Annotated in this window: 10 protein-coding genes and 1 pseudogene; 4 read left to right on the forward strand and 7 right to left on the reverse strand. The window is 39.2% G+C overall.

Features of this window, described 5'->3' with window-relative positions; translation table 11 throughout:
* Positions 1 to 34 precede the first annotated feature (34 nt).
* Both HZ311_RS06100 and HZ311_RS06105 read left to right on the forward strand, forming a co-directional pair.
* A complete protein-coding gene (locus HZ311_RS06100) occupies positions 35 to 889 on the forward strand; it encodes an RluA family pseudouridine synthase (RefSeq protein WP_137072911.1) in 855 nt (284 codons plus the stop codon).
* Positions 890 to 1,053: 164 nt separating this feature from the next.
* Complete coding sequence (locus HZ311_RS06105) at positions 1,054 to 1,515, forward strand: GyrI-like domain-containing protein (protein ID WP_023520468.1); 462 nt, start codon at positions 1,054 to 1,056, stop codon at positions 1,513 to 1,515.
* A gap of 42 nt (positions 1,516 to 1,557) precedes the next feature.
* Here HZ311_RS06105 and HZ311_RS06110 read toward each other — a convergent pair.
* The 5 genes and pseudogenes from HZ311_RS06110 to HZ311_RS06130 all read right to left on the reverse strand — a co-directional run bounded on the left by HZ311_RS06110 (position 1,558) and on the right by HZ311_RS06130 (position 7,099).
* Positions 1,558 to 1,828 (reverse strand): annotated as a pseudogene (locus tag HZ311_RS06110) (type II toxin-antitoxin system RelE family toxin).
* On the reverse strand, positions 1,818 to 2,051 hold the full coding sequence (gene relB, locus HZ311_RS06115) for a type II toxin-antitoxin system RelB family antitoxin (protein WP_010734162.1): 234 nt from the start codon (positions 2,049 to 2,051) through the stop codon (positions 1,818 to 1,820). The pseudogene HZ311_RS06110 and the gene relB overlap by 11 nt, the downstream one beginning before the upstream one ends.
* A 186-nt stretch (positions 2,052 to 2,237) precedes the next feature.
* Positions 2,238 to 3,110, reverse strand: coding sequence for an ROK family protein (locus tag HZ311_RS06120; protein ID WP_023520469.1), 873 nt, complete (start codon positions 3,108 to 3,110; stop codon positions 2,238 to 2,240).
* 3 nt (positions 3,111 to 3,113) lie between these two features.
* Positions 3,114 to 5,795, reverse strand: coding sequence for an alpha-mannosidase (locus HZ311_RS06125; protein WP_178946536.1), 2,682 nt, complete (start codon positions 5,793 to 5,795; stop codon positions 3,114 to 3,116).
* A gap of 14 nt (positions 5,796 to 5,809) precedes the next feature.
* Complete coding sequence (locus tag HZ311_RS06130) at positions 5,810 to 7,099, reverse strand: glycoside hydrolase family 125 protein (RefSeq protein ID WP_178946537.1); 1,290 nt, start codon at positions 7,097 to 7,099, stop codon at positions 5,810 to 5,812.
* A 150-nt stretch (positions 7,100 to 7,249) separates the two neighbouring features.
* Between HZ311_RS06130 and HZ311_RS06135 the strand changes: the two genes are divergently transcribed.
* Positions 7,250 to 8,317 (forward strand): GntR family transcriptional regulator, encoded by a 1,068-nt coding sequence (locus HZ311_RS06135; protein ID WP_137072917.1) that lies wholly within the window; start codon positions 7,250 to 7,252, stop codon positions 8,315 to 8,317.
* Positions 8,298 to 10,451: a GH92 family glycosyl hydrolase gene (locus tag HZ311_RS06140; protein ID WP_023520472.1), complete on the forward strand. Its 2,154-nt coding sequence runs from the start codon at positions 8,298 to 8,300 to the stop codon at positions 10,449 to 10,451. Before HZ311_RS06135 ends, HZ311_RS06140 begins: the two co-directional genes overlap by 20 nt.
* A gap of 285 nt (positions 10,452 to 10,736) precedes the next feature.
* Here HZ311_RS06140 and HZ311_RS06145 read toward each other — a convergent pair whose 3' ends face one another.
* Both HZ311_RS06145 and HZ311_RS15755 read right to left on the reverse strand, forming a co-directional pair.
* Positions 10,737 to 10,838 carry a putative holin-like toxin gene (locus tag HZ311_RS06145; RefSeq protein WP_071867541.1) on the reverse strand — a complete coding sequence of 34 codons (102 nt, stop codon included), beginning with the start codon at positions 10,836 to 10,838 and terminating at the stop codon, positions 10,737 to 10,739.
* A 360-nt stretch (positions 10,839 to 11,198) separates the two neighbouring features.
* Positions 11,199 to 11,300 carry a putative holin-like toxin gene (locus HZ311_RS15755; RefSeq protein WP_226077204.1) on the reverse strand — a complete coding sequence of 34 codons (102 nt, stop codon included), beginning with the start codon at positions 11,298 to 11,300 and terminating at the stop codon, positions 11,199 to 11,201.
* Positions 11,301 to 11,493 lie beyond the last annotated feature (193 nt).

Here is an 11,493-nt window from a genome sequence, read left to right on the forward strand (position 1 = left end):
AATGAATCTGAATTTCAATGAAAGGTGTGAGCATGTGGACATCACAATCACGTTACCTGAATCTCATCCAACCATGACGATTCGAGAATTATTAGAAAATGAGTGGCTTGTACCAAGAAAAGTCCGACACTTTTTACGTATACGTAAAAACGTCTTATTGAATCGCGAACCTGTTTTATTCCATCACGAAGCAAAAGCTGGAGATCAAATCACTTTGCACTTTGAGGAAACTGACTATAGTTACCAAGAGATCCAATTGGGGGAAGCAACAAAAGTCAGCGTGTTGTATGAGGATGAGCACTTGATCATCGTCAACAAACCAGTCGGTATCAAAACGCATCCGAATGAACCGACAGAAACGAATACGTTATTGAATCATCTGGCTGCTTACTTAAATCAAAAAAAGCAACGTCCATATGTCGTTCATCGATTAGACAAGGAAACGAGTGGAGCTGTTCTATTTGCTAAAAATCCTTTTATTTTACCTATTTTAGGTAGAATGTTGGAACAGAAAAAAATCTACCGCCGTTATCAAGCCGTTGTTTGGGGTAAACTTTCTCAAGATGTAACAATTACAGACAAAATCGGCAGAGATCGTCATGATCGTCGCAAACGAGTGGTTGATCCAAGAAATGGGCAACCAGCCATCACACATGTCCAAGTCGCCGAATTTTCGGCAGATAAAACAAATGTCTATTGTGTCTTGGATACAGGACGAACCCACCAAATCCGTGTACATTTAGCAAATCAAGGCCACCCCATTGTTGGTGACCCGCTCTATCAAACGAAGTCAGCGAAACGTTTGATGCTCCATGCGTTAGAACTCCATATGCCCCATCCATTTACACAAGAAAAAATCATTGCACAAGCATTGCCGGGACTATGGTAAACACTTGAAAATAGTCATAAACAAAAAACTGAGAATTGGGAACTTAATACGAGCCCAATTCTCAGTTTTTTTCTGTTTCTATCAAAAATATGAATTGACAGTAAGCGCATACATGCTAGACTTACATTAGTATGTATATAAAAAATATCAAGGAGATCATTCATATGAATATTGAAATAACTAACCTTTCGTCACAAATTGCTGTAGCAACCAAAGCGACTGCTGTTACTATGGAGAACATGACCGTTGCAATAGATACTGGCTATGAAAAATTGATGAACGCTGTTGCTGAACAAGGTGCCCAACTGATTGGCGCCCCCTACTGCGCTTATCTGAATAGCAACGAAGACTTTACCATCTTTGACATTGAGTTAGGGATTCCTATCAATACAGCTATTTCTGCAAGTGATGAGGTGTATATGAGTCAAACGTATGGTGGAAAAGCCGTTATCGCCACACATCAAGGTTCTTACGCCACACTTGAGGCAACATACGAGGCAATGCTGGTTTATCTCCAAGAAAATCATTTGGAAAGTACAGGCGTTTATTATGATTACTATCTAAGTAATCCGCTTGATACACCGGAAAACCAATTATTGACACAAGTTGTTTTTCCAATCAATTAAGTTCGGATTCATGTTGCTCCAAACCAGTCTCATTTGCAACAATTATTTCTTGTACATAATGCTTCTATGACCAATAGCAAATAGTTCAATTATAATTTCAGAGTCAATTATATTTGCTAGTATGCGATAATTCCCAATGCGGTACCGCCACTCACCACCTTGATTTCCAGTCAATCCTTTACCGTGTTGTCGAGGGGGTGCTGGTTCCTTCCAAATTTTTTCTAATCCAAGCAACGATTATTCTTGCCTGATTTCGATCCATCTTTCTTAACTGTTTCTGCGCTTGAGGCATATAGATAACTTTATACTTCAGCTAAGAACTTCTCCATGCCAGACTGAGAAATTCCCTTCTCTTTTTTCTTTTTAGAAAGTGCCATTGCATCTTTTAATAATTTTAAATCAATCTCATCTTCGATTTTATCAAGTACTGACGTCCTGTAAAGTTCCTTCAATGATGAGTTATGTACTTTAGCATATTCTGCTACTAGTTTGTTTTCATCATCTGGAATTCTAAAGGTAATTGTGGATTGCCCCATAATCTACCCCTCCGCTCTAATTTGTAACAACATCGTAATAAAAAATACATTCTTTTGTCAATACAACGTTAGTACGTAATATATAGAATAAAAAAGAACGGCTACCAATAATGACAGTCGTTCTCTATACCTATTTTTATTCAAGTTTCCATCTAAAAATTAAAAGTCGCTATTTTCTTCTTAGATTTATGCAAATTCATTTCCTTCTCGATGTGCCTTTTCCGCCAATAATAAACTGCCGATGATCCCACTTTCATTTGGCATGCCCCATTGAACAATATACTCCTCTACTGGCGGCGTTTCCATGTAACCAGCCATCAATGTCATAAATTGTTCTCTCACTTTTTGTAGTAAGTGTGCTTGATTCATGACACCACCACCTAAAATGATTTTTTCTGGCGCTAATGTCAATGTATAATTGACTAATGCTTGTGCAAGATAATATGCTTGGATATCCCAGACAGGATGATCCTCAGGTAAATTTTGTCCCTTGATTCCTGTACGTGCTTCGATCGATGGTCCAGCCGCTAATCCTTCTAAACAGTCTTTATGGAAAGGACAAGTTCCTTCGTAGTCGTCTTCTGGATGACGTTTGACCATGATGTGTCCCATTTCCGGATGCGCACTTCCAGAAAGAATATCGCTATTCAACACAACACCGCCACCAATACCTGTGCCGACAGTCAAGTAGATGCAACTGTTTTTCCCTTGCGCCGCCCCTTTTAACAATTCACCATATGCCGCAGCATTGACGTCGGTTGTCCATGCCAAAGGAACGTCGTATCGTTGTTTGATGCTTCCTAAGAAATCAAAATCTCGCCATCCTTGTTTAGGCGTAGCTAAGACATAGCCATAGCGATCATTCGTTGGATCAATACCGATTGGACCAAAGGAACCGATTCCAATTGCTTCTAATTCAAAGCGATCAAAGAAATCAAACACTAACGCCAATGTTTCCTCCGGTAAAGTTGTCGGTACACTGATTTTTTCAATGATTTCTCCCTGATCTGATACTGCACAAATAAATTTTGTTCCACCTGCTTCTATTCCACCATACATCAATTATTCCTCCTCAAAGCCGACTGTCCGAATCTCATAAGGTTGGAGCATTTCGTCAATCGTCTCTTGACATTCTTCTTCAAGGAGATTCAACCGTTTGCCTTTTTTGCCATTTTTCGTCAAATGCAACGATTCTAAATGACTAGACATATTGAATCCTCTCGCTACTAGTTTATCATTAAGTTTGCTTCGTTTCAAAGCAGTAATTGCAAACGTTCCCCCTTCAATTGATAAATATTGGTTTTTCGGTGATAGTTTGCCTACTTGATTGGACAATTGCTTTGTCGAAAATGGAATTTGAGCTGCATAAGCATGCTTGTAGGTGGCGAATTTCTCTTCTCCTGTATGGACCTCTAAACTGTAATCGAATTGGTGAACACCTAAACACTGTGCTTCCGGTGTTGGGAAATAACCCCAGTCGCCCATCTCACCGACGCAACGCAGTAATGTCACCGCAATGGTTTTTCCATCCAAGATTTCATATTCATTCAAACCAAAATTACCAATCGTTATCCCTTGGGTTGCATCGCCTAATTGGACAAAGGCATGTTGATGCTGGGGATTGGTCGGGTTCTCCCAACTTGCAGAGACTTGGTTTGGACGAGCTACAACTTCAAAAATACTATCTGCTTCGTGTTGTTCCACATGTAACTTCGTTGGGAATAAGACACGTAAGCGATGATCTTTCATCTGATTGTCGATGGTTGTTGTAAAATCGATCTTTTTGCTCTCTGCACGCAACGTAATCAGTGTTGTGATTGTCAGTGGCTTTGTTTCTTTTGAGCGTTGGGCTTGCCTAAAGCGGAACTCTCGTACCATTTGTTGCTCTTTTTCTAACCGATCATCTGCAGAAATAGGGATGTCAATGGTTTGAGTTAGTTTGATTTGAGCGATTTTAGATGTATCCTTGATGATCTCAACAGTACTTCTCGGTTGGTCTTTTGAAAGAATCGCTTGTTCATTCTCTGGTTGCTTGAAGATATATTCGTTACCGATGTCACCGACGTCTTCAAATGTCAATAACTCTTCAAATTCTTGCCCGCTCGTTTTATCCAATAAGGTCAATGTCCCATTTTGCTCAATGGATACATGCACGAATTGATTTTCAATACAGCGTCCTGCTTGAGTAATCATCGACTCTTGTTTTTCATCCGTTGCTCCTTCAACTAAAGCGAATGTTTCCCATGAAAATGCAGGCATTTCATCAATTGGTAGCTCAATCGTGACATATCTTGCCATATATGGCACTCTAAAGCGATCTTTCGGTAAATCATAGCCAAATGATACAACTTCTTCAGAAACCAAAGCTGGGATCTGTTTTTTTTCAGACGTTTCAACATGGTAGTATTTCTTAGGTTGTTCCGCCAATTCTTGATATAGCTCCTCTGGAATACCTTCTGCAAATCGTTTTCGTTCCAACTCTAAAGTGATTACGGCTGACCCTGTTTTGGGCATTCCTGCTGTATTGAAAATAACAAAAGGATAGCTTTGCTTCGAAAATCCACTGGTATCAATAGCTGTTGCCAGTTGATCCAATGCTTCTTGTGCTAAAAATCTCCCCACTTCATTGGCTTTTTCAAAACGCGGAATCATTTCTCGATGAACGGAGTCAACTGAGCATCCGCAAATGCTATCATGAGGATGATTTTGCATCAGTGTTTTCCAAGCGTAATCTAATTGATCGTGCGGATACCTTCCTGTCACTTCATATGCCATCGTTGCTAAAGGTTCTGTGACATTTTCAAGTTGACGTTGTACTTTTGTGTTCCACTGTTTGAGGTAAACTCTCGCAGAAGCTGTATTGGCTAACGTATACCAGCCATCGGTTTCTTGACTCGTCAATTCTCCTTCAACTGAGCCAAGATCCTGAGGAAGATCCTGTTGTACCGTTTCTAGATAATCAGTAAAATTGGAATGAATGAATTCATAGTCAGGATACAATTCATTGGCTAATCGAATTGCCTTTGATATATCTTTTTGTACAGGTTGATGATCCACTCCATTCATCATCAATAAATGGTTGGTTGACGCATATTGCTCGGCATCTGCTAACTTCTGATCCCAAAAACGAATCGCAGCTTCTTTCTCAGCTGGAATCTCATTCCCGTTACTGTACCAGTTGGCAAACAATAACCCAAAGATCTCCGTTTGATCAGGGCCTTTCCACCACATCTCAGAATATTGTGACGAATAGTTCTCAGCTTCTAGTACTTGATTATCAAAGCCTATCGGTTTCACCCCACGACCAAACGCAGCAGCTTCTAGTCCTACTTGCTTCATCATTTGTGGCGTTTGTCCCATATTGCCAAAAGTATCAGGGAAATAACCTAGCATGACCGGCGTTCCCCATTTGCGACTTTCTTCCATACCGATCAACATATTCCGAACATTTGACTCTGAGCTAATTAAAAAATCATCCTGTAAAATATAAAATGGTCCAATCCGTAATTTTCCTACATCGATGGCTTGTTGGATTGCTTCTCTTTTTTCAGGACGTACTTGTAGATAGTCATCTAAAATAATGGTCTGTCCATCTAAATGAAAGCTGTTGAAGTCTGGATCGGTTTCAAACAGCTCCAACAAATCATCCATTAACTCCACTAATCGCATGTGATGTTGCTCATATGCCATGTACCACTCACGATCCCAATGGCTATGAGAAATGATATACACTTTTTTCTTCATATCTATTCTCCTCCTTATTTTTCCACTCGGATATCAAAGTAATCCATGACTAATTCACAAAACATCATGTTTGCCCAAGAAAACCATTCTCTTGTGTAGTTTTGCGGATTGTTCACATCAAAACCTTCATGCATCAAGTGTGTCCCTGCATCGGTCGCTACTAGTAAATCAAGGATTCGTTCTTTTTCTTGTTTGTCTTCTGTCGTCATTCCTTCCATCGCTAGGGCGATTGGCCAAATATAATTCTCGGGCGTATGCGAAGAACCAATTCCTTTTGCATACTTCCCTTCATAAAAGTAAGGGTTCTCTTTACTTAACAAAGTGTTTCGCGTATTTATATAGTGTTCATCTGTACTGGAGCAATAACCCAAATAAGGTGCTGAAATCAAATTAGGCACATTGCTATCGTCCATTAATGAGGCATTCCCTAAGCCGTCTACTTCATACGCATAAATCGTTTCACCTTGTTGATTTTCGATTTTTCCATAGGTGGCAATCCCCTCTTGGATGGCTGTTTTTAAGCCGTTTGCTTTTGTAACGATTTCTTGGTCTTCAAGAATTGAGGTGAAAATCTCTTCCACATATCCTAGAATAACTACAGCAAACATATTGGATGGGACAAGATAGCCATATTGACAGGCATCATCGCTCGGACGAAATCCTGACCAAGTCATACCCGTGGGCGCAATCGCCGATCCACGTCCCTCGTTGACTAACGTATCTTCTTTTCTTGTGGTGTCTCTTGTAAAGGTGTAAGGCGATTGTCGATGGTCTTGTTCTACTTGAAAAACTTCTAAGATTTTTTGAATCCCCTCAATAAATGAGTGGTCAAATTGATCTGTACGTCCGGTATTCTTGTAAAGTAAATAAGCTAGTTGAACAGGGTAGCATAAAGAATCGATTTCATATTTTCTTTCCCAGATCCAATCGTTCATTTGAGTGTGATCGGTTTGATGCCCTGCGCCATTTGCTTGTTCATTGAACGCATTTGCATATGGATCGATCGTGATATAGTAAAATTGCTTTTTGACTAACCCACTGATCATGTCAGCTAAATCTTCATCCTCTTTCGCAATTACTAAATAAGGACGAACCTGCGCGGTGGAATCACGTAACCACATTGCAGGGATATCTCCTGTGAGTAGAAAAGTTGTCCCATCCTCTTGCCGTTTGACTGTGGTCAACAACGTATTCGCAAAAGCCGAAGAAAAATTCTTAGCCCAATCTGCATGCTCTTCTCCACATTTTTGTATGATGTCATCCATAAATTGCTTCACTGAATTAGGTATATCTTTATAAGCCATATTATATAAACTCCCTTTTGTTTGATATGTCATTATGAATTATACCTGCTCGTACTATAAATGTCTACGCTTTCAATGAACTTTTTTCTATTTACTTTTTCAAGTATTATGCTATGATTCAATTATGATATATCATTAAGAGGTGTAATTATGGAGCAACCATTATATAAAACAATATTTTTAGCGTTAGAAAAAGCAATACATGATGGAACTTTACCTGTCGACAGTCAAGTTCCCACTGAAAAAGAACTATCCCAACAATACAATGTTAGTCGGATCACGTCCAAACGGGCATTGTCAGAATTAGAACAACTAGGATTGATTTATCGTGTACGCGGAAAAGGAAGTTTTGTTAAAGCTCCCAAAAAAGGTGTTCCTTCACGTAGTCTCTCTACTCATAAAAGAATCTTATTTCTTTTGCCTTACTTGTCTGATTTATCCGTGGGTGACTTTACTCAGGGCTTGAATCCAATCATGCAAGAACATCAATTCGAGGTCATGATGACGACTTTAGATTTTTTAGAAACAAAGACAGCCAATGATTTGATACAAGAATTTGATGGCTTGATTTATTATGCTTTTGAAATAGATCAACATCTTGACTTGCTTTTTGAGCTTTCCTTAAAAGACTTTCCAGTACTCATGCTAGATAAAAAAATATATGAGTTACCTTTTCCAACTGTCTTATCGGATAACTTTCAAGGTGGTTCTTTAGCAACCAATCAATTGATTGAACAAGGTCACAAAAAAATCGCTTATCTTTTTGGTGATTTATCCCATCCACAATCCGTGAGACAACGCTATCTCGGTTATCTTGAAGCACTGAATAAAGCAGAGTTATCGTTCCATACTGCATTAAATGATCCAATGGCGACCACTAATGAATTAGCTAACTATATTCATACACATAACGTTACAGCATTTGTTTGTGAGAATGACTTAGTTGCAATTCAAGCAATGACTACGTTAAAACAATTGGGTTACACCATTCCCAATGATTTTTCCGTCATCGGGTTCGATGATATCCAAGCTGCTGCTTTAGTTGATCCGCCTTTAACAACGATTGCCCAAGATTTTCTCCAATTAGGCGAATTGGCGGGCAAAGCGATGATCCAGTGGTTACAAACAAAAGAAAAACCGGCTGACATCAAACATCCTGTTACTTTGATCCAACGACTATCGACAAAGGAGTATACACATGGACATTCAACAAATTGATACACGTCATGGCACTGCGAATCAAGCCAACTTTTCTAATGGGAATTGCCTGCCTTATACAGGCGTTCCTTTTGGTATGAACTATTTTGCCCCACAGACAAATGAACAAAGAGGTAGTTGGTGGTTTCACCCCGATGACCGGATTTTCCAAGGTTATCGTTTGACTCATCAACCTAGTCCTTGGATGGGGGATTTCAGCCACTTTTTGATGACTCCGTTCAGTGGAGTATTACAAGAACCCACGGTGTTCCATGCCCAAAGTTCGTATCGCCCAGAAGAATGTACTTTTTGTCCCACCCACCTTTCCATTGACCAATTGCGTTACGGTATTCAATCGACATTGATCCCTAGTATGTATGGTGGCATCCTTTCCATCACTTACCAACAAAATGATAGCGGTTTATTACTAGCGTTTCCTGGCCGTTTCCGTCTTACTGCAAAAGATGCCTACACATTAGAAGGCCAAGTCACTCATTTTGCGGGCGCAGAAGATCCGAATTTCACTTTTTATTTTGTTTTGGGCTTCGAACAGCCTCTGACAACTAGTGAACTCGAGTATTCTAGCGAACAAGCAGACACCGTAGCTCTTTATTTTGGTCATATCAAGCAACAGACGATTCGGCTAGGGACGTCATTCATTAGTAATGAACAAGCTCACCACAATTTGAAACAAGAGCAAGAAAAACAAGAAAAAGACTATCTTTTAGACAGTCAGGAGCAATGGCAAAACTACTTTGATCGAATCAAAATCAACCATCATGATCAAAAACAAATGCAAACGTTCTATCACAATTTATATCGGACATTCCTATTCCCACAAACTTTTTACGAAATTGATCCAGAAGGAAAAAAAATCCATTATGATACCACTAGTTGTACAGTAAAAAATGGGATTCTTTATACAAATAATGGGTTTTGGGATACGTACAAAACGGTTTACCCACTCTTTTCATTGATTGCGGTCGAAAAATATGAAGAGATGTTGGAAGGTTTTTTAAACAGTTATCGAGAAACTGGCTTCTTACCTAAATGGCTTTCTCCAGATGAACGAGGTCTCATGCCTGGAACATTGATCGATGCAGTGATCGCTGATGCTGCCATCAAAGGTATCGGCAGTCAGAATATGCCGGAATTTTTAGAAGCCATGAAAAAAGGAGCGACAGTTCAAAGTGATCAACAAAATTATGGTCGCCAAGGGACAATCGATTATTTAAAGTATGGCTACGTGCCAAACCATTACCATGAATCGATCAATCACACACTTGATTATGCCTACAGTGATTTTTGTATCAGTCAAGTTGCTCAAACACTAGCTGATGTTGAAACAACTCATCACTATCAGCAACAATCCATGAACTATCGCAATGTTTTTGATACAGAAACTGGTTTTATGCGTTCAAAAGACTGCTCAGGAAAATTCCGTCCTGATTTCTCCTCTATCTCTTGGGGCACAGATTACGCAGAAGGAAGTGCATGGCAAAGCAGTTTTGCTGTTTTCCATGACTTTGCAGGTCTGATCGAAGCGCATGGTGGAAAACAAGCTTTTGAGAACAAATTAGTTGAATTATGTAATCAACCGCCTAAGTTTGAAGTCGGTGGTTATGGGTTTGAAATCCATGAAATGAGTGAGATGGCAGCAACTGAATTTGGACAATTAGCCATCTCTAATCAACCAAGTTTTCACTACCCTTATCTTTTCCATTACCTTGGGAAACCCGAAATGGCACAACCTTTGATCAAACAGTTGCTTACGCAACTTTTCGATGCATCACCTACTGGCTATCCTGGCGACGAGGATAATGGCAGTATGGCCGCTTGGTATATCTTTAACAGTTTAGGTTTTTACCCAGTTACACCTGGAACCGGTGAGTATGTCATTGGTATCCCACTGTTTGATCAAGTGATTTTAACACTTTCAAACGGCAATCAATTGACTATCCATGCTACGCCTAACCAGCCCCAACAACAGTTTATTCACCATGTAAGTCGAGATGGCTACACTTATGAAAAGCTATATTTTACTCATAAAGATTTACTAAACGGTGGCACGATCAACTACCATTTAGGCATTGTTCCTCATACTAAAACTTATTCAGAGGATAGTTTGCCTTATTCTTTAAGTCGCCAAGAATAATATCAGTGGTTCAGCTAGAAAAGAAGCATGGTTAAGGAAGCTTACTCTTTAGTTAATTCCATTTGCCATCGTCTTCAGCACTAATTTTAGAGAATGTGCGACTCCATTAGGACTTTATTGAATGATTGATTTCACTCATGACTCGTTGTTTACAGATGACTCGTTGAGATGCTATACTAAAGAAAAGAAGCGATGCGCTAACATCACTCCAATGTAGCCGTTTTGTGGTAGCATGTTTTGAGCTAAAATAAACCCGTCAACTTCTGCTAAAAGTTTATGACGGGTTTATTTTTTATCTTTTTTGCTTATTGTCAACATAATGCCAACAAGCGCAAGCATCAACGATCCAAACTGGATCATCAATGCCAGTGCTTCCGCAACAGACAAAAGGCTACTCCCTTCGTTGAAGTAGGAAAATGCTCATAAGCATCACCCCCTGAGTAGCTACCATCATAAACAATCTACATAGTCCATTTTAACATAGAACCCATCACATATTTTATATTTTTTGTTTTTTTATATGATTGTTTTCACCTGTTCAATCATATAAAAAAAGAATATAAGAGAACTGTATTCGCACACACTATGTTTTTTTATCCATGACTCTTTATTTACAAATGACTCGCTAAGATGCTATACTAAAGAAAAGAAGCGATGCGCTAACATCGCTCCAATGTAGCCGTTTTGTGGTAGCATGTTTTGAGCTAAAATAAACCCGTCAACTTCTGCTAAAAGTTTATGACGGGGTTATTTTTTATCGTTTTTGCTGCTTGTCAGCATAATGCCAACAAGCACAAGCATCAACGATCCAAACTGGATCATCAATGCCAGTGCTTCCGCAACAGACAAAAGGCTACTCCCTTCGTTGAAGTAGGAAAATGCTCATAAGCATCACCCCCTGAGTAGCTACCATCATAAACAATCTACATGGTCCATTTTAACATAGAACCCATCACATATTTTATATTTTTTGTTTTTTTATATTATTTTTTTCACTTATTCAATCATATAAAAACAGAGATAATGAGATGTTAAATCTCAA

Origin of the sequence: Enterococcus mundtii, from assembly GCF_013394305.1 — a bacterium.
In the GTDB taxonomy this organism is placed as follows: Bacteria; Bacillota; Bacilli; order Lactobacillales; family Enterococcaceae; genus Enterococcus_B; species Enterococcus_B pernyi.